Source organism: Siphonobacter curvatus, from assembly GCF_002943425.1.
In the GTDB taxonomy this organism is placed as follows: Bacteria; Bacteroidota; Bacteroidia; order Cytophagales; family Spirosomataceae; genus Siphonobacter; species Siphonobacter curvatus.
This window is the reverse complement of record NZ_PTRA01000002.1, coordinates 293381-314306: the sequence shown is the minus strand read 5'-3', so window position 1 is coordinate 314306 and position 20926 is coordinate 293381. Positions and strand designations below refer to the sequence as shown.

Genomic DNA, 20926 nt, shown 5'->3' with positions numbered 1-20926 from the left:
ACGGGCGAAATTATTTCCCATGGGCAACTCATACAACAAAGTTAAAACCTATGTAATGGCCGGAGAGGCTTTTTTTCGTCAAAACAGAGGGGCATATTAGCCAATCTATGAAGTTCTTTTTCTTAAGCTGTATTTTCTGGATGAGTTGTTGCCTGATACCGGCGATGGCTCAATCCGCACCTTTTCGCTTTGAACACATTACGGTCAATGAAGGCCTCTCCCACAGTGACGCCATGTGCGTGGCTCAGGATCGGCTGGGTTTTACCTGGGTAGGAACCAACAAAGGGCTGGATCGGTACGACGGGCATAGCTTAAAGACGTATGACTTGCCCTTGAATGACCACCTGGGCACGACAGCCAATCGCGTCCGAACGCTCCATGTAGACCCCGCCGGACGACTATGGGTGGGTGTGGAACGAGCCGGGTTATATCTGTATGACGCTTCAAAAGATCGCTTTTCGAGTATTCTGGAATGTGCAGGAGCCGCTGCTTTTCAGGCTCTGGCTCAGCAATTATCTGAAGTAAATATCAACGCCATTACCTCTGACGCTCCTCAGCGTCTTTGGGTGGCTACGCATCAGGCCGGATTGTTTGTCATAGAACTGGATGCTTGGGGAAATATTCAAAAGATAGCCCGAATTTCGATCTTCGGTCAACCCAGCATCTCCCGGCTCGCGGTAGATCGTACCGGACAGGTCTGGGTAGGAACCCTTAATCATGGCTTATGGGTTATCAAACCCCATACTCGTAAAGCTTTGCAGGTACAAGCCCTGAATCAGACATCGATTCGGGCCCTTCACCGGGATTACCGGGGTGATTTGTGGATTGGTACGGGAAATCAGGTATTCTGGGCTTCAGAGGCTACCCTTGCTCAAGGGGGCCATTTACAGCCGCAAGCCCTACCCTTGCAGTTTGCGACGATCGAAAGTCTGTTTCTCGATTCATTTCAGCGGCTTTGGATTGGTACCAGTTATGGCCTGATGCTCATGCGGCCTGCCCAGCGTAGCGGACTGCCGCTGGATGTAACCGATGTACAAACCTTCCTGCCTCAGGATACGGATCTATACAGCATCAATTCCGTACGGGTGCACGATATTCTGGAAGATCGATTTAACAACCTCTGGCTGGCAACTTCAGCCGGGGGACTAAACTTGCTGAAACTCCGCTCGAAACCATTCGGACTCATCCGGCGGCAGATGCTAGGCTCTACGACTCCGGCTCACAATTACATCAATACTATTTTTAAAGACGAAAAAGCTCAGCAGATCTGGATGGGTACCCGTAACGGATTTGCCAGTTACGACCTCCGCCAAAAAACCTTCAAAAATTACCTCAGCAGTACGGTATTCGGCCGCGATAATGGCATGGACGTATCGGCTATCTATCAGGATACCCAGGGCACTTTATGGATCGGTACGCGTTACAAAGGCCTCTTGCGGATGGCTCCGGGCGGAAGTTTAGCACCCCGCCTGCAAGCTCCCGTCCCGAACGGACCGGACTGGCGAAACATCTGCATCGAACACATCACGCAGGACCGCCACGGTATGCTCTGGGTTGCCACCAGCAGTGCCGGTATTCTTGCGTACGATGAGCAGGGGAACTACCTGGGTACCTACTCGCCCGATCAGCATAATTTGCCTACGCGACAGATTACCTCGCTTCTGTACGACGCCAGTCAGGATTGTTTATGGGCCAGTACGCGGGATCAGGGCGTACTTAAGCTCCAGATCCGGCAGGGTAAATTGTCTTTACTGAAAGCCTTTACGCATCAACCGGGTAATCCGAATAGTTTGCAAACGAATTACGCCTGGCCCCTGGCCAAAGATTCCGTCGGATACCTCTGGATCGGTACCATCGGGGGTGGTCTGCACCGACTCACGCCCGGTACGGAACGCATCGAACGCTACCGCCACTGGGTACCCGAAAATGATATTGAAAGTTTACAGTTTGACGGATCGGGAAACCTCTGGATTGGTGGGACGGGTCTCTATCAGTTTAATCCCCGTACTCGTCAGCTCTGGCATTATGATGTAACGGACGGCCTTCAGAGTAATTCCTTTAAAGTCGGAGCCTCCTACCGCTCCAGCGATGGGACGCTTTACTTCGGCGGTATCAACGGCATTACGTCTTTCAAACCCGCCGCAATCCGTCCGAACCCCTATCCGCCGCTGGTACAGATCACCGAATTCCGCGTGCACAATCAACCTGTAGCTACCGGCGATACCTTAAACGGCCGAGTACTGCTGGAAAAGCCGTTTTCGGCGAATCCGGATCTTCGGCTGGAGGCCTCCGAAAACGATTTTTCTCTGGCTTTTGTCGCCCTGAATTATGCCAATCCGAAGAAGCAACGGTACGCCTATCGTCTGACAGGGTACAACACAGATTGGGTGGAATTGCCCAGCGGACAACGCATGGCCAGTTTTTCAAACCTGGCTGCCGGTACGTATACCTTCCTGGTGAAAGCAACCAACGGCGATGGCATCTGGTCGAGCCAGGCCGCTCAGGTGCAGGTAACGATTCTGCCACCCTGGTGGAAAAGCTGGTGGGCATACGTACTCTATGGCTGTATCCTAACGGGGGCTCTGCTGTTGTACCGCCGCATCGCTACGGCTCAGCAGGATCTGAAAAATACCCTGGCTTTTGAAAAGTTCCAGCATGAAAAAGAAAAGGAATTGACCGATTTGAAGCTGAGCTTTTTCACGAACGTCTCCCACGAACTCCGAACGCCCCTTACCCTGATCCTGGGGCCGATGGAAGAACTGGTATCTGCCAAATACCAGCAGAGTGGACTGCGAGAAAAAGTCTTACTCATGCACAGCCAGACGCGTAAGCTACTCGATCTGGTGAATCAGTTACTCGATTTTCGCAAGGTGGAGTCGGGCCATTTGTCTCTAAAGGCCAGTCGGGAAAACATCAGCAGTTTTGTACAAGAACTGTATCTCATTTATCAGCTCAAAGCCGAAGAAATGCAACTGGATTACCGGCTGGAAAAACCAGCGGAGCCCATTTACCTGTATTTTGACCGGAACAAACTGGAAATCATTCTGACTAATCTCTTATCGAATGCCTTCAAGTACACCCGCCCGCAGGACCGGATTCGCTTGTCCTTACAGGTGGTGGGAGATGTCGGGCAGTCGGCGGAGTACCACAACGGTCGGCTTCTACAGCATTACCTGGAAATTCAGGTACGGGATTGGGGTGTAGGAATGCCCACCGAAGAACTTGAGCACATTTTCGATCCCTATTTCCAGGCTTCTCATACCCAAACGCTGAAGATTGTAGGTTCGGGCATTGGCCTTTCGTTGGTAAAACAGTGGGTGGAACGGCACCGGGGCGAAGTTTCGGTAACCAGTGCACCAAATCAGGGGACTACTTTCACAGTCCGCCTGCCTTTCGGGAATCGCCATTTGCAAGCCTCCGAAATTCACGTTCCCGAAACCGCCGTTCCCACTACGCTGGAGCTACCCGAGGCCGACGCGGAACTCCTGGCGGCAACCAGTCAGTTACCGATTTCGCTCCGCGTGCTGGTGGTGGAAGACAATGAAGAAGTGCGGAAATATCTGCACCAGTTATTGGTCGGTGAATTTGAAGTACTGACGGCCGTTGATGGACTGGATGGCTGGAATCAGGCCCTGACGAGTCTGCCCGACCTGATCATTAGTGACATTATGATGCCCCGGAGCGACGGTCTGGAACTTTGTCGCAAAATCAAGCAGCATCCCAAAACTAGTCATATACCCGTGTTGCTGCTTACGGCCCGAGCCGCGGCGGTGTACGAACTGGAAGGTCTGGAACACGGAGCCGACGATTACATCACCAAGCCCTTCCATCCTAAAATCCTGTACGCCAAAATCACGAGTATACTGCTGAACCGGGTCAAACTACGGGAGTACTACCAGCGAAAAATTTTGCTGGAGCCCTCCGAAGTCGTCATTCCGGATGCTGATAAGTTCTTCCTGGAAAAGGCCATGCAGATTGTCGAAAACCAATTACAGGAACCTGAATTCAACGTTCAGATCCTGGTTCAGGAAATGGGCATGAGTCAGTCGGTATTCTATCGGCGGCTGAAAAGTATTACTGGACAAACCGTTGTTGAATTCATTCGCGATGTACGTATGAAACGGGCCGCCCAGCTTCTGTCCAGCACCCCGATGCGGGTATCGGATATTGCGTATCAGGTAGGGATTGAAGACGTGAAGTATTTCCGGAAAATGTTTCAGAAGCTGTACAATGTGCCGCCCTCGGAATACGCCCGACAATTCCGAACGACGACTACGCCGCTGGAAGAAGACTACAGCTAAAACGTGTAAATCACAAATCTAAAACGTGTAAATCACAAATAAGGTTAATCCAATAATCACTACCATTAATGCATAGATGAGCCATGCATAGTAGTGACTCTTTCTGGGGTTGGAAGGCGATGCGTTCATAGCGTGAGTTCGGTGGGCAATACTAAGCCGCCCGCTCGCCTGTATCGGGGTACAAATTCGGTAGTTAAGGGGGAAGAATTGAGCGATACTACGATCCGGTTGTGTATTTCGCCTGATTAGGATCAAATGGTCCTTCGTTGGTTATACTGTTTGTTAGTTACTCAGCAAAAATAGCGGTGCCATTCGTTAGATCAGACCTGGAGTGTAGGCGGCATTCGTTACGTTCTCCTCCAAGTAATAATAAAGGCTCTCTCCAATAATCGGAAAAAGCCTTTACCAGGATACATAGAGGTGGGTGGATATAAAATGCTACATGGACTCTTCGTTAGAAATCTTCCTTGTGCAGGAACTCCGTCAGTCATTGTGATAATCCCCATAAATCAGCCTGACTAACGGAGTAGGTTCCAACCAGAGAACCCGGCCCTGCCCTAAGGTGCAGAGATCTTGTTTCAATCCCTCTGCATGAACGAGACGATACAAAAGTAACGGTTAAGACTATACGAACAAACGGCCTGATTTTACTATAAAGATGCCCTTACTATTAGGGTTGAGCGAATCCATCAATTAATCTTATTTATTGATTCCAGATAGGATGTAAGGACTTTGGGCTGAACCTTACCAGAAAAATGCCGGGTTACACTGTTTGTACACACTTTTATTCTTACCCAAACTTTTTGGCTAAGTCTTCTGCATTTTAGGCTACGTTTAGCAAACGGGTGATGGTGAACTTTGTCGAAACATTCCACAGCACACGTATGTCAAGCACAAATCAGGGAAAAGTTATCGTCATCACGGGAGCCAGTAGTGGCATTGGCCAAGCTATCGCTCGCCTGTTAGCTCAGCAAGGGGCAATCGTAGTGCTGGGAGCCCGGCGGGAAGATCGTCTGATCGAACTCGTACATCAAATCAAAGAAGAGGGCAAACAGGCTACTTATGCACTAACCGATGTTAGCCAGCAGGCAGACCTGACGCGTCTGGTCGAGTTGGCCCGTCAGCAGTACGGCAAGGTAGATGCTATCATCAACAATGCGGGCGTGAGTGAGCTTTCGCGTATGGATGAGTTACAAATTGGGGATTGGGAAAAGATGATCGATATTAACCTGAAAGGAGTCCTGTACGGTATCGCTGCGGGGCTGGCGGTATTCAAACAACAGGGTTTCGGGCACATCATTACCATTATTTCCACCTCGGGTATCAAAATTACACCCAATCAGGGCGTCTACGCGGGAACCAAAAATGCCGTTCGCACCATTCATGAAGCCCTACGACAGGAATCTAAAGGGAAGTATCGGGTAACGGGCATTTCACCGGGCATGGTAAAAACCGATTTTGTAGCTCAGTTGAAAAATGAAGCTTTAAAAGAAGCCATCACGGATCAAATGGACACGTTCGGCCTGCCTCCCGAAGCCGTGGCCCGGGCCGTGGCCTTTGCTCTGGAACAACCGGATGACGTAGAAATTGGTGATATTGTCATTCGTCCTACCGCCCAGGACTAGTAGAGGGCATTTATTCCTCAGCCGTTATGCTTGTAAAGATTGATCGCATGAAAGCACCGCAAACGCACGTTTTTAAAACGATTACTGAGCTGCTAGAGTACCTAAAGCAACCGAAGCCTTTACATCCGCTGATCGCTCTGGTTTCGTATCAGGCAACGGCTCCCGATTTAGAGCAGGCCGGAGCCGTGTTGATGCTTGATTTTTATAAAATCTCTTTCAAAACCCGATTTAACGGACAGGTTCGCTACGGGCCGGGCTACTACGATTTTCAGGAGGGTGGACTGGCTTTTCTAGCTCCGCATCAGTTGGTTACCATGACCGCTTCAACGGACAGTTACGAGGGGTTCGCTCTGTATTTTCATCCGGACCTGATTCGAACCTATCCGCTCGGCAAAACGATCCGGCAGTATCATTTCTTTTCCTACGACGTCTCGGAAGCCTTGTTTTTATCGGCGAGTGAAAAGGAGGTCATTACCTCATTATTTGATTCCATTCAGCGGGAGCTTCACACCAATATCGACGCCTTTAGTCAGGACGTACTGGTTTCGCAGCTTGAACTGCTGTTGCATCACAGTAATCGCTATTACAATCGGCAATTTCTGACGCGTAAAGCCGTTCATCATGATTTGATAAACACCATGGATGCCTACCTGATCAGCCGATTTTCACAACCGCTGAACGGCATTCCCACGGTACAGGAAGTAGCGGATCACGTGAAGGTATCGCCCCGCTATTTAACGGATATGCTCAAAACTCTGCGGGGGCTTAGCACGCAGCAGTACATTCACAATCAGTTGATTGAAGCGGCAAAAACCTACCTAAGTACGAGTGGCTTAACCGTGGCCGAAATTGCCTACCATCTGGGTTTCGAGCATCCGCAATCGTTCAGTAAGTTGTTTAAATCCAAAACCAGACTTTCTCCGGTGGCCTTTCGGCAATCCTTCAGGGATTAGATTTCAGATGAGAACGCATAGATCAGAATGTCTCTTTCGATACCAATTTCCTGCAGACTAACAGGAGTACACAGGAGGACCTATTTCTTAAAGATCCTCCTGTGTAGTTTATAAAAGCAGAATCGGTCTTGCCTGGCAGTTTTGATGAGAAAGCGATTCTCTTTCGAGTAATCAGCCGCTTTTTGCCCCACTCATTCGGTTGGTCTTTTCTGCCGCTTCCCGTCAGGCAAAGTCGATTCATACGTAAAAAAACGGTCGATTTTACATTTCTTTGTGCCGGCAAGGCTAACGATACGTACACGCTTACGACAGCCGATTGCCGCATGTACTACCTCGACAAACCGTATGAAACTCCTTTTATTCCTACTCATTACTCTTCCCTTTTTGACTTTCTCAACGCCTGAAAGCATTTCCTCTGTCTCTACATTAGCTTTAATCGATAGTAGTCAGCGTCACGAAAATCCGGTCATTCCCGGGGATTTCGCGGACCCTTCGATCATTCGTGTGGGTCAAACATACTACGCGACCGGAACTTCTTCGGAATGGGCACCCCATTTTCCCGTACTGCAGTCTACCGATTTACTCCACTGGCAACCCGTAGGGTACGTGTTTCCCAAAACGCCCGTCTGGGCGGCGGCTTCGTTCTGGGCCCCGGAGCTGTATTACCGAAACGGCACCTACTTTGTGTACTACGTAGCCCGCAAAAAAAGCGATGGCATTTCCTGTATCGGTGTAGCAACATCCAGTAACCCAGCAAAAGGATTTACTGACCGGGGCATTTTGCTTGAGTTTGGCAAAGAAGCGATTGATCCTTTTGTGATCGAAGATAAGGGGCAGTTGTACATCACCTGGAAAGCCTATGGTCTGGATCAGCGGCCCATTGAAATTCTGGGGAGTCGACTTTCCAATGACGGATTAAAAGTACAAGGAGAACCCTTTATGCTCCTGCGGGATGATAAAAAAGAAGGGTTGGAAGGACAAGCTCTCATCAAGCGAGACAACGCATACTATCTGTTTTATTCCCCGGGCAATTGCTGCGGCAGGGACTGTAATTACAAAGTAGAAGTTGCCCGGTCGGCATCTCTGCAAGGCCCCTATACTCGCTTTGAAGGCAATCCTTTACTGGCCGAAACTGACGAATGGAAGTGTACGGGCCACGGCACGCTGGTTACTTCGCCAACTGGCAAAACCTATTACCTGTACCATGCTTACCATAAGAAGGAGCTTGTGTACACGGGCCGACAAGGTATGCTGGGCGAAGTGGTGTGGGATGCGGAATGGCCCCGAATCAAACCGCTGGGCAACGAGGCGGAACGCGTCAAGAATTTCCGGGATGACTTTTCAGCAACCGCGGTATCTGGCAGCTGGCAGTGGGATTTTCGTCATGCCACACCGGAAGTTAAAGTCAGTAAGGGCAACCTTTTCTTAACGGGTCAATCCCTTGCAAACAACCTTTCCGGTACGGCGTTGACGATTCGCCCCCTTCTGGGTGATTATACCATGACCACCGAAGTCGTCAATCAAAATGCGGCCTTGAAAGGTCTGGTGCTCTACGGGGATGCCGGACAAGCCGTAGGCCTCGGCATTCAGGGCAATCAGGTACAGATTTGGGAAGTAAAGAAAGATCAGCGGCAGATTCTCCGGCAGGAGTCGATTGCCGCAGCAAAAGCAGTTCAGCTTAAAATGGACGTGAAAGACGGCTCTCATATACGGTTTTACTGGAGTCCGGACGGTAAAAAATGGAACGAACTCACCACTGCTGCTGGCGTGTATAATGGAAGTTTTCTGCCCCCCTGGGATCGTAGTCCACGACCCGGCTTACTGCATCAGGGTACGACAACCGAACCAGCCGTTTTTAGCTTCTTTGCCCTTTCCTACCAATAATTTAGATACAGCTAGAACCCGTATACCCCCCCCAAAGGAATCAGGCATTCCTTTGGGGGTTCTTTGATAGGTACCTAACTGATTTCCACGTGGGTCACCAATCCTAGATCGATTATATTACTTCACGAAGTTTTTATTAAAATATTTCGAGTTGAGTACTAAGGGTATGGGGGGTATTCTTTGTCACCCTAGTAAAGACTTATCTGTAGCTAATGGGATTGGTAGAAAAGCTTTCTATATCAGAAACTTCTTTGCGGGAAGAGCGTCTGCAACCGGAACCGTCCAAAGTGATTGATAACGAACATTTTATTCGAGCCGCTTTTGCCGAGTCTACCGGGAAAGGTTTTGAAGCCCTGTTTCGTCTGTATTATCAGCCTTTGTTCAGCCATGCCTTACGCTTTGTGTATACCAGAGAAAAGGCGGAGGATATTGTATGTGATGTATTTCATGATTTCTGGAAGAGTAATACCTACGCTTCCATGCAGGGTACGTTTCGTTCGTATTTGTACGCGGCGGTGCGAAATCGGGCGTATACCTACGTTCGTTATGAGTTGAAAGAAGAGAAAAATACGACTTCCCCGGAATCTTCCGAACACCTCTCAGAGGCAAACAATCCCGAATCCCTGATTGAGTATGATGAGTTGTACCAACGCATAGATCAGGCTATTTTACAGCTTCCCGCCCAATGTCAGCGGGTCTTCATGTTGAGCCGGTTTGAGGGAAAGAAAAACAAGGAAATCGCTACAGAATTGAACCTGTCCCTGAAAACCGTAGAAGCTCATATGGCGAAAGCCTTGAGTCAGCTTCGGAAAGCTATTCTGGCAATAGCCATCCTGCTACAGTGGTTTAGCTAATATCTTTCATCCCAACCACCTATTGAAAGCCAACCGATTACCATGGAAGACCAGGTCATTAAAAACACGGTGCACGATTACTTCGCGGGTCGGGCTACACCCCTGCAGAAGAAAGTCATTGAAGACTGGCTGAAGCATGCCGACAACCACGAACAGTACTACCAGTGGCTGCACGAATGGGAGTTAAACCACCTTCAGGGCCGAGCCTCGTGGGAGAATGCTTTTCAGCGTACGCAGCAAATGCTTCATCAGGAATCCGAGCCGGAATCTATTCTTCAAACGGAGGATACGCCCACCCGCTGGTGGAACCGGATATCGGTTCGGCTAATTGCGGCCGTGCTGGTCGTTGCCTTTCTGGGTGTCTCTTTTCCGGCCATTCGGAACCTGATTTATTACCAGACGAGTGAAACGGGATACGGTGAAACCCGGAAAATTTCCTTTGAGGACGGTTCAAGCGTTACCCTGAATGCCAACTCTTCGTTACGTTACCCACGATTTGGCTTTGGCGAAGGTACGCGTCGGGTCGAACTGCGGGGCGAAGCTGATTTCCAGATTGAACATACGCCGCAGCATCAACCTTTCATCGTTTCCATTCCCAGTGGTCTGGAAGTGAATGTCTTAGGCACCCAGTTTACCGTTTTTGCCCGCAGTCGTCGCTCGCAGGTTACACTCCGATCCGGAAAAGTGGCCTTACAGATGAAACAGGCTCCGCAGGCTTCTCCGCTCGTGATGCAGCCCGGCGATCTGGTTGTCGTGAATCCGTCGGGAAAACTCAGTCGCTCGCATACTGCCCATCCGGAGCAATACGCTTCCTGGAAAGACCATCACCTCACACTCAACCGAACCTCCCTCCGGGAACTGGCATCCATTCTCGAAGAAACCTATGGGTTCAAAGTGGAAATTAACGATCCGGAACTCGCCAGTCGAACGGCTACGGGCCTCTTACCCGCCGAAAACCCCGAAGCTACCCTGGAGCTTATCGCCGAACTATTCGCCATCAATTTCACCCGTCACGACAACCGGATTGTTTTCAAAGACTAGACGCTAACCCTAAACCTATTTTTGTGTATGAGACTGCTTTCCCGGCGAGCTCGAAGATCGCTATTGGTCTGTGTTTCCCTATCCGTCTGTTCGCAGGTGTTGGCCCACTCACAGACGAGGCCCGGATTTTCCTTTGTTACGAATCAGATGACCCGCCAACCCAACGCTACCCTGCGGGATGTATTAATGCAGCTAAAGAGCACCTACCGGATCAACATCATTTTTGAAGATCGCCTGGTGCAATTGCCCGTCGATCCAGCGGTAGTGGATCGCAAACGTTCCCTCGAAGAAAACCTGACGCGACTACTGCAACCCAATGCCCTCGGCTTCAAAAAAATAAGCGACGGGGTATACATGATTGTACGCAACCGCAAGCTACAGGAACAGACCTCCACTTCCCCTGAAAAAACCACAGTTCCCATCGGTACGCCCACACTCGCTGCCCTAGCCGAGGTAGTAGAGTTACCCAAAGCTCCCCAAGATCGCCAGATTCAGGGAACGGTCAAGGACGAAAAAGGTGAAGCACTGCCGGGGGTCAGCATCATCGTGAAAGGCACGACGCGGGGTACCAACTCCGACGTACAGGGGGAGTTCAAGCTGAGTATTCCCGACGGCGAAGTCACGCTGATTCTATCTTTTGTGGGGTATAAAAGCCAGGAGTTGCTGGTAGGCAATCAGACCGTACTGAATGTTTCCCTGCAACCCGAACCCAGTGCTCTGGACGAAGTAGTGGTCATCGGTTACGGTACCACTCGCCGAAAAGACCTCACCGGTTCCGTTTCCAGCGTGAAAGCTGCCGACATCACCCTAAGTCCGGTAACAAATCCCGTGGAAGCCCTGCAGGGCCGCGTGGCGGGTCTGGATATTGAACGGGGCAGCGGCCGGGCTGGAACTACGCCCAACATTCTCTTACGCGGGAACCGCTCCATTTCCGGGGGACAAACGCCGCTGTATCTGATCGACGGCGTACCGGGAAATATTAATGCCCTGAATCCCAATGATATTGAAAACATTGATGTGCTGAAAGACGCGGCGGCTACGTCCATCTATGGGGTTGCCGGAGCCAATGGGGTCATCATCGTTACCACCAAAAAGGCCAAAGCGGGCAAATTACAGATTGACGTCGACAGTTATTACGGCATCAACGGCTTCGCCCGTTTTCCCAAACCGCTTACCGGCAACCGCTGGATTCAGTACCAGAAAGACCGCTATTTTACCGAACGGGGCACCTATACCGATAACCTCGTCGATCTGGTTTCGTCCGTGGAAGTGCGTAATCTGGTCGAGCAGGGCCGCTGGGTAAACTGGGTGGATGAAACGCTTAAAACCGGGGTTCAGCAAAACCACTTCGTTTCCCTGCGGGGCGGCACGGACAAAGTGCAGGCTTATTTGTCCATGGGTTACATCGGAGAAAAGGGGATTTACCAATTCGACGAAGCCAAGATTCTCAACCTGCGTACGGGCATGGACCTGAAGTTCAGCAAGCTGTTCAAAGCCGGGATTCAAACCGTACTGACGGCCCGCAATACCGATGCCACCGCCAGCCGGGTGAACAAAGCGTATAGTGTAGCTCCCGTAGGTGAAGCGTACAATGAAGACGGCACCGTTCGACTCCGGCCCCTGGGTGAAAGCAACTCTACCATCAGCCCCATTGCCAATTATGCTCCCGGCGTGTACGTAGACAATTCCAAAAGCCTGAATGTCAATATTTATCCCTACGTCGAATTAACGCCCCTCGATAACCTGACCATCCGGTCCAACCTGGGTTTGACGGCCTCGGGTTCTCGGGATGGCTTTTTCCAGAGCGAACGAGCCTATAATCCGGCATCGGAAGGACGGGTCAACAAGGAAGCGAGTTACTCCAACGGCTTTGGCTATTCGTACATCTGGGAAACTTACGCAACCTACAACTTGAATCTACCCAAAGACCATCAGTTAACCGCCACGGCGATCACTTCGATGGCAAAGACGCAGACGGAAACGTCCAATATTTCAGTTAACGGCCTGGATTTTGATTACTATCAGTTTTACAACACCGGAGCCGCCAATACCGTCAGCAACCGTTCAACAAGCTATTCGGAAACCAGCCGGATGTCGTACGCTGGACGTTTGCACTACAGCTATCGGAGTAAGTATCTGCTGACCTTATCCAATCGCTGGGACGGGGCTTCGCAGTTGTACCGCAACTGGGCGTCCTTCCCTTCGGTGTCGGTAGCCTGGCGGGCCAGTGATGAAAAATTCATGGAAGGCGTCAAGACCTGGATCGATGATCTGAAAGTTCGCTTCAGCTACGGGGTTACGGGGAATAATAACATTTCGCCGTACCAAAGCATTTCGGAAATGGTATCCAAAACGGCGGGGTCCAACCTGTCGCTGGGCGGTTCGAGTATTTTGCCCATCTACGTGCTGAAACAGGCCTTAGGCAATCCGGATCTTACCTGGGAAAAGTCGTATACCACCAACTTTGGCACCGATTTCTCCCTATTCAACGGCAGAATTGACCTGACGGCCGACCTCTACCGGACGCGTACGGATGGGGTGTTGTACAAACGCAATTTACCTTCGACGGCCGGTGGCTTCGACGCGAAAAACCTGTACACAAAAGTGCTGAATATTGCCAAAACGCAGAATGAGGGCTTAGAACTGACTGCCTCTTTCCGTACGATGGCAAAGAAGGATTTTCAATGGAACACCACCGTAACCTTTACGGCCGCCCGTGAAAAGCTGGTTAGTATTGATTTGGGAAACGCTCAGAGTGCCACTTCGCTCATCTCGGAAAACCTTTTCGTTGGCTCGCCGCTTCGCACCTTTTACGATTACAAGAAAACGGGCATCTGGCAAACAGCGGATAGTGCTCAGGCCCGCCTGTACGGAGCTAAACCCGGTGATATTCGGCTGCAAACCGTCCCGCGAGTCAATGCCAATGGCGAATCCGACAACGGGGTACATGCCTATTCAGCCGCCGATCGGATGATTGTGGGCAGTGCGAACCCCCGGTGGCTCATGGGGATTCAGAATTCGTTTGCTTATAAAAACTTTGATCTCACTCTATTCGTCAACATGCGTTTCGGCCATACGATCAATGCGACCGGACTGGGTTACTGGAATACGATTTCCCAGCCCGAAACCTACAACTACTGGACGCCTACGAATCCGACGAATGATTTTCCGCAACCGGGTTCAGCTTTTAGTAACACTTTCGTTTCGGCCCTCAATTACGTGGACGGCTCGTACGTAAAAGTCAAGAATATTACCCTGGGCTATACCCTGCCCAAGCCCTTGCAGAATACCCTGGGCTTATCCCGGATGCGGTTTTACGGTACGATCTATAATCCACTGATTTTCACGAGAAGCCCTTTGTTGAAAGGATTTGATCCGGAATCGGGCGGCTCGGATTCCTTTCCGCTCTTCAAACAAATCATTATGGGGGTGAACCTCTCCTTTTAAAACCATTCGTATGCGAGTATATACACTGATTTTCGTAGCCATCTGGACACTCGCCTCCTGCCAGAAATTGGGCGAATACAACCCCGCCGGCTTACCCGTGGAAGGGGTACTGACGGACAAAGCGGGCCTGGAGGGAGCCATCAACGGCTGTTACACTGATCTGTACTTTTTTCATGGAAAAGTGGACCTGATCGGCCCTACCGAAGCGGGTACGGATAGTTGGGTGAACGTCGGTAACAATGACATTGGGCTTTTGCTGTACAACAACACCCTCAACACGACGACGGGTACCGTTCGGGTGATCTGGAACGGCCTGTATTCGCTGGTGAACTACTGTAACACAGCCATTAACTACTCGAAGAATGTAAAAGGCTATGCATCGCAGGCGGAGCTGGACGCCAAAATTGCCGAAGCGTACTTCATTCGGGCGTATGCCAATTTTAACCTCGTCGAGCAGTTCGGTAACGTAACCCTGTCAAAGACATCAGCGGCTGAGGGGAGCGTAGAGCTGAGCCCGGTACGGAATACCGAAGCGGAATTTTACGATTCCATTATTTCCGATTTGAAATTCGCCTGTGAGCACTTGCCTTATACGCAGTCCCTTCGCGGTCGGGTCAGTAAGAAAGCCGCTTACGGATTATTGGCGAAAGTGTATCTGCAACGCACCCGTCTGGGCGAAAAAGAAACCTACGCCCGTCTGGCCCTGGAAACGGCCGAACAACTCATCAATAACGCGGCAACGTTCCGTTGTGCCCTGTATCTGAGCGACGCCAGCCGTTCGGGTTTCAGCAAATTGTGGGACGGAGCCAATAACAAAACCAACACCGAGTCGCTGTTCCTCCAAGCCATTGATCCTACCTCAGGCCTGAACCCAGAGCAGTACAACCGGGGCCGTACGCGACAGTACTACCTGCCGGAATTGGGTGGTCGGGGTGCCGAATGGGGTACCCGCGAAACCAGCGTCTTGTACGGACGGGCCAACTCCCGCTATTACAAACCCAGCAAGTACCTGCTCACCACTATTTTCGAGCCGCAGGAAAACACACCGGACACGCGGTTCAAAGAGACGTTTACGTATAAGTTTTACGCCAACGCGAACAAAACGATTACCGCCGCCATGGCTACGGCATACCGGAAAGATCCGTCCGTGGTTGGGAAGGTTATTCTGGGTACTACGGCCCCCTACACCAGTCCCTTCCTGCCCGTTACGACGCAACTGGAAGAAGAAACCAACATGACCAACGATCAGGGGCTGGCCGTCTTTACGCCGAACTGGACGATTGATGAAACGACCAAAAGTAAACTACCATACCTGATAGCCGACCCGAGCGATTTGTTTGATACCGGTACGGGCAATTATAAAACGACGGCTCAGATTCCGGCCAACTACCCGAACCTGATTAACATTTACCCGGCGATGCGGAAGTTTTCGAGCAAGCCATTTGCCTACACGAATCAATACTGGATGGGTGACATTCCGATTATCCGTTTGGGCGACATTTATTTGGTTGCCGCTGAAGCTGCCCTCTACCTCAACAACCAGGCGAAAGCGACGGATTACGTCAACACCATTCGCAAACGGGCTGCCCAAACCAGTCGCGAAAGTGAAATCACGGTAACGCCTAATCAGGTCACGCTGGATTTCCTGGTAAACGAACGGGCCCGCGAACTAACCGGCGAGCACTGGCGATGGTATGACCTAAAACGGATGGGTAAACTGACCAAGTCGTACCTGCAATCGACGAATCCCATCGTGAGCGTTGATTTCAACGAATCCAGACATACCGTACGACCTATTCCACAAAGCTTTCTGGATGCCATCAGTAACGCAGCGGATTACGGATCAAATGGATACTAAGAAAAAGGAGCTGATAAGTACTGGCTCCTTTTTAGTTAAAAGAGTAGCTGCATGACCTGATCGGTATTTCGAACGGCATCGGGAAGTTTCCAGGATCGGATTTCTTCTGGTGAAGAATCGATCGTTACCTATACTTTTCACTTAAAAACAATTCTATTTGTTCCCTCCCATTAAACCTTAGTACCTTCGAGCCATCATGAATCTATGATGATGAGGGGCAAATATCACTTGAATGAATGGGAGATACGCTTACGAAAGTATCTCAAACGCGTCAGCCGCAGTACGGGTGTACAAAAAATCAATCACTGGCTGATTGCACATAATCTGTCTACGGCACCTTTGCGAGCCGCTCCTTTGTGGATCGCTTCGGTTTTAGTCGGATTAATGGCGGTAGGGTACGAAAAAGTATTTGCTTTCGTCGAGCATACGGGTATGCACTGGTACCAAAATCACCCGTATCTAATCTTTTTGACGACGCCTCTCTGTTTTTGCGGAGCCTGGTTGCTCACGCATTACCTCGCTCCAACGGCTTCGGGCAGTGGTATTCCGCAGCTCATGGCCGCTGTAGATCTGGCCGAAACGAAGGCTCACTGGAAAGTAGATAAATTACTCAGCCTCCGCATTGCACTGGTAAAAGTGGCGAGCAATCTGGTACTGCTCCTCGGCGGGGGTGCCACCGGACGGGAAGGCCCAACGCTTCAGATTGCCGGGTCCATTTTTGAAACCATTTACCGGCTTGTACCCGAAACCTGGAATAAAGTCTCGCAACGGGTCATGATCGTGACGGGAGGAGCGGCCGGACTAGCGGCGGCGTTTAACACGCCGCTCGGTGGTATTGTATACGTAGTCGAGGAATTAACCAAAGCCCATCTCGCCGTTTTCCGAACGGCTGTCCTTAGCTCCGTGATCATTGCGGGGATAACGAGTCAGTTTTTGCTGGGTCCGTATCTGTTTCTGGGCTTTCCAAAAATTACTCGGCTGCCGTTAGAGTCGATCTGGCTGGTCATTGGCATTGCCTTTGTTACAGGACTGGCGGGTTCGGCCTTTACCAAGCTATTACTGCTGATTTCTTCCCTGCGAAAACGTTTTCCGGGCCTGACCCGACAACTCGTATTCGTAACCGGACTGGGTCTACTGTTTGCGACGATCGTTTTTTTCTCGGGGGTACAGGCCATGGGTTCGGGAAAAGAATTGATTAATCAGGCCTTGTTTGAAGGCACGGAGCATATTGCCTGGTACGCTTTTCCGGTTCGATTTATTGGCAATGCCCTGTCGTTTTCGGCGGGTGGAGCGGCGGGTATTTTTGCCACGTCCTTGTCTTCCGGAGCCATGCTCAGCTCCCTGTTGCTGGAATATGTCATTCCCGTTCAGGCTCAGCACCATAATTTACTCATTCTGGTGGGTATGATTGGTTTCCTGACGGGCGTGACGCGTACGCCCTTTACTTCGGCCATCCTGGTACTGGAGATGACGGATCGGCATTCGGCTATCTTTTATTTCCTGCTGGCGGGCATCATTGCCAATGTGGCGGCTAGCTTAATTCTGCGTCATTCGTTTTACGAAATCCGAAAAGAGGAATTTTTAACCCAGCCCGCTTAAATGATTTCTCAATGATCACTTGATTCATGACTATAACTCATGAATCACAAAGAATATCCCTTCAATCACAACCCTATTCAATCTTTTTAAAACTTTAAAGTGCCTAGTTCGTTATCAATATGCAATACGTTTGAGGCTTCTTTTTCTTGCATGAATAATGACCAGCGGCTAGACGCTTTTTCCGAGGATCGTTTAGACCCATCTTTAGCTTTACAGGCGGCTGGTCTGGGAGCCTGGCGAATCCTTCCGCTTACCCACGATTTGATAATAGATCAGCTCGCTCGGACCCTACTAAATGTACCCGATACTGCTGATTTTCTTCGCTTTCAGCAACTGCTTGCTCTCATTCATCCGGAGGATCAAGGCACATTTACTAAAGCTTGGGAAAGACTCCTGGCGGCTCCAACGCAAATAGACGAGCGTATCCGAATTATGCTTTCGCCCAATCAGGTCAGGAGCATTCGGTACTGGGGACAAAGTTATTTTTCTTCGGAAGGAGATTTCATCGGCTCCACCGGTCTTTGTCAGGAAGTAAAAATTACCGTTAGTGATAAAGTTATAACCACCCGGGAAGTAGACCAGTGGCTATCCCTTTTCTTTGAGCAGGCACCCCTGGGCATTTCCTTGTTAGAAGGGCCTACCTACATCCTTCGTTTTGCTAATACGCCCTTTCAGCAGATCTGGAATCTGAGTGGACCCGTAGAAGAAGTATTAAACCGGCCCGTGTTTGAGGCTTTTCCGGGTATTGCGGGGCTAGGTTTGGAAGAATTGCTGGAGCAAGTCAGAGCGACCAATCAACCCGTAGGGGGCCAAGAGCAACCCGCCTACTTCGTCCGCAATGGCGTTTCAGAGCTAGCGTATGTCAACTTTGTTTACGCTCCTTTGCTGGGGACTTTAGGAAAAGAATATATTGTTGTAGTCGCTACGGACGTGACTGAAATGGTACTGGCTCGTCAGGAAATCGAAAGTCGCCGGAAAGAATCGCAGGTTATGGCCGAGGTACTGACCCGCAACAATGAACAATTGAGTCAGGCTAATATTCAACTGAGTCGTTCGAATGAACTGCTCCAAAGTTTTGCTTATGTAGCCAGCCATGACTTACAGGAGCCCTTGCGTAAAATCCAGCAATTTGTCGATTTGCTGCGACCGCAATTGCCTGATCAGAATCTGGTAGCAGAGAATTACTTAAACCGTGTACAGGCCTCGGCTCGGCGAATGTCGGAGCTAATGCAGGCTTTACTGGAATTTTCACAGGTTCCATCCAGAGTCAATAGCCCCAAGCCCGTATCCTTATCCGAGGTATTGGAGGAGGTGGTTCTATTATTGGAACTATCCCTGAAAGAATCCCAAGCTGAGCTTTCTATCGATCCTTTGCCCACGGTTTGGGGACAAAAACAACTGCTGATTCGACTTTTCCAGAACCTGTTGTCCAATGCGATTAAATTTAGTCGGGTGGATCGCTCCGGGGCCACCACTATTCCTCGCATTCAGCTCACTTCAACCCTAATCAATGCGTCTGACCTTTCACTAAAAATACATCCCGCTCAAAAGGCTGCTCAGTACATTCGCATTGATGTTACGGACAACGGCGTGGGTTTTGATCCCGAATACCTACCCCGAATGTTTCAGATTTTTCAACGCCTACACAGTAAAAGTGAATACAGTGGCAACGGCATTGGCCTAGCCATTAGTGAAAAGATTGTAACTAGCATGGGCGGAGCCATTACGGCGTACAGTCAGCTGGGTAAGGGAGCTACCTTCCAGGTTTTCTTTCCTAACGTACTAAAAGAAAATGAGGACAAAAGACCGACCCTATAAGGATAGCATAGATCTTCATTCGTTTTCGTATTTCCTTTTTCTCAGTCGAATTGACGCCCCTAGGCATAAGCTAACGTTCACAAGAATTCAAGAAAACCTCCATTCAAGTTTTCTCAAACGGGTTGTACAAACTTTAGTAATCAAAGAATAACAAGGGCTAGCAAACGGTTTGCTAGCCCTTGTTATTCTTTGTAAAACTTATATTCGAGTGTAAAGCCTTAGGGAGTCGTTAGTAACTGTATCATAGCAGCCAAGTAGAGCTGTGCTCCTTCCCGGTGGGTCGTAGTAGCCGTACCTAGGGGAAGAAAACCTACCGTAGCTCCTTTGGCCTGCATGGCTTGCAGGGCTATTTGTGTATTTAAAGCTGGGACAATATCATCCCCTGCGGAATGCATAAATAGTACCGGAGCCTGAGGTTTCCAATCGTAAACGTTGTTCGCTTGTAAGGCCTGAAGCAGCGGCTGATTCGTTTTATTTTTAATTCCTGCAATAAAGGATGGGCTGAACAGCTTTGTAGGGTTCAAATCCACATCCGCCGCCAGCGGGTTGCCTGCCGCTATGGCAGCCCCTACTTTAACTGCATTACCCGGCGTAAGAAAATCGGTTAAGGGAGCATTGATGCCGTAAAGCTGATTGTAAGTAAGCAGTACCCACATGTAATAGGCGGAAGCAAACACGGGTAAATCTTTATCCTGACTCACCACCCAATCCGCCGTGGCTGCCATGTCATAAGCACCCGCGGCTGGATAGCTGGCCAACACCGTAAACTCATTCGAAGCTTCCAAAACCTGGTGTAGAGCCAGGGTAGCGTATCCGCCTTCGGAGTATCCGCCTAAACGTACTCCTTTCTGTAGCTTAATTCCCTGGCTGGTGGCAAACTCACGAGCCGCCCGAAGCATATCCAGCGTAGCCGAAGCCAGACTAGCTTTATGCTGGTAGGGATGCGGCAAGGCTTTACTCTCACCAAAACCCAAGTAATCAGCCATGACGACCATATAGCCCTGCCCGAGCGAAGCCGCCAGCGTACCCGCCCCGTAGGCTTCCATATTGCCAACGGGTTGGTACTGAGAGGGGGCTTCCTGTTGCGTAGTAATCGTACCGTGCTGGAAACTGAGTACGCGAAGTTCGCCCGTGTAACCCGTAGGCACCAGAATCAGACCCGAGGCCAAAAGCGGTTTTTGATCAACCCCGGGCGTTTGGTACGTAACGCGATAGGCAGTCACCCCGTACTGCACGATTGGTGCCAAGACCGAAGCCCGCTGTTTAACCTCGTTGACAGGTACTTGAGCGATTGACTCGGCTTTCACCAAGTACTTAAAATCTGGTTCGGGGTTGTGATCTTTAATACAACTCGTTACCGTAAGGATCAACAGAATAAGCAGAACCGGAAGGGTCTGAAATCGGGCTTGGTTGTACCCGCGTGTAAAAGTGGTAAGCATAGAGGTTAATAGTTAAAAGAGGAGAATGCTGTAAAACGCGTACTGGAAAGGCGGAGACTCGAAAGGTAAGCGTAGTCAGAAAAGGTAAGAAATCGTATTGCTTTTGT

The 20926-nt window shown here is 50.1% G+C and carries 11 protein-coding genes; 10 read left to right on the top strand and 1 reads right to left on the bottom strand.

The features are described 5' to 3' along the window. Positions 1–107 precede the first annotated feature (107 nt). The 10 genes from C5O19_RS16455 (at position 108) to C5O19_RS16410 (ending at position 19380) form a co-directional block, all read left to right on the top strand. Positions 108–4301: a hybrid sensor histidine kinase/response regulator transcription factor gene (locus C5O19_RS16455; RefSeq protein WP_104714494.1), complete on the top strand. Its 4194-nt coding sequence runs from the start codon at positions 108–110 to the stop codon at positions 4299–4301. Between the two features lie 884 nt (positions 4302–5185). Beyond that, complete coding sequence (locus tag C5O19_RS16450; RefSeq protein ID WP_104714493.1) at positions 5186–5926, top strand: SDR family oxidoreductase; 741 nt, start codon at positions 5186–5188, stop codon at positions 5924–5926. Positions 5927–5952: 26 nt separating this feature from the next. Beyond that, positions 5953–6879 (top strand): helix-turn-helix domain-containing protein, encoded by a 927-nt coding sequence (locus C5O19_RS16445; RefSeq protein ID WP_243406422.1) that lies wholly within the window; start codon positions 5953–5955, stop codon positions 6877–6879. A gap of 345 nt (positions 6880–7224) precedes the next feature. Then, positions 7225–8763: a glycoside hydrolase family 43 protein gene (locus C5O19_RS16440; RefSeq protein ID WP_104714491.1), complete on the top strand. Its 1539-nt coding sequence runs from the start codon at positions 7225–7227 to the stop codon at positions 8761–8763. A 212-nt stretch (positions 8764–8975) separates the two neighbouring features. Then, the gene (locus C5O19_RS16435; protein ID WP_243406421.1) at positions 8976–9617 is read left to right on the top strand and encodes an RNA polymerase sigma-70 factor; all 642 of its coding nucleotides are present in this window, start codon (positions 8976–8978) and stop codon (positions 9615–9617) included. A gap of 42 nt (positions 9618–9659) precedes the next feature. Continuing rightward, the gene (locus tag C5O19_RS16430; protein WP_104714490.1) at positions 9660–10658 is read left to right on the top strand and encodes a FecR family protein; all 999 of its coding nucleotides are present in this window, start codon (positions 9660–9662) and stop codon (positions 10656–10658) included. Positions 10659–10805: 147 nt separating this feature from the next. Continuing rightward, positions 10806–14105, top strand: a complete 3300-nt coding sequence (locus C5O19_RS16425) for a SusC/RagA family TonB-linked outer membrane protein (RefSeq protein WP_165796042.1) — start codon at positions 10806–10808, stop codon at positions 14103–14105. 10 nt (positions 14106–14115) lie between these two features. After that, on the top strand, positions 14116–15963 hold the full coding sequence (locus tag C5O19_RS16420; protein WP_104714488.1) for a RagB/SusD family nutrient uptake outer membrane protein: 1848 nt from the start codon (positions 14116–14118) through the stop codon (positions 15961–15963). Positions 15964–16191: 228 nt separating this feature from the next. After that, positions 16192–17562, top strand: a complete 1371-nt coding sequence (locus C5O19_RS16415) for a chloride channel protein (RefSeq protein WP_165796041.1) — start codon at positions 16192–16194, stop codon at positions 17560–17562. Between the two features lie 150 nt (positions 17563–17712). After that, positions 17713–19380: a sensor histidine kinase gene (locus tag C5O19_RS16410; protein WP_104714486.1), complete on the top strand. Its 1668-nt coding sequence runs from the start codon at positions 17713–17715 to the stop codon at positions 19378–19380. 218 nt (positions 19381–19598) lie between these two features. Here the strand turns inward: C5O19_RS16410 and C5O19_RS16405 are convergent, their stop codons facing one another. Then, positions 19599–20819, bottom strand: coding sequence for an alpha/beta hydrolase (locus C5O19_RS16405; RefSeq protein WP_104714485.1), 1221 nt, complete (start codon positions 20817–20819; stop codon positions 19599–19601). Positions 20820–20926: the final 107 nt, after the last annotated feature.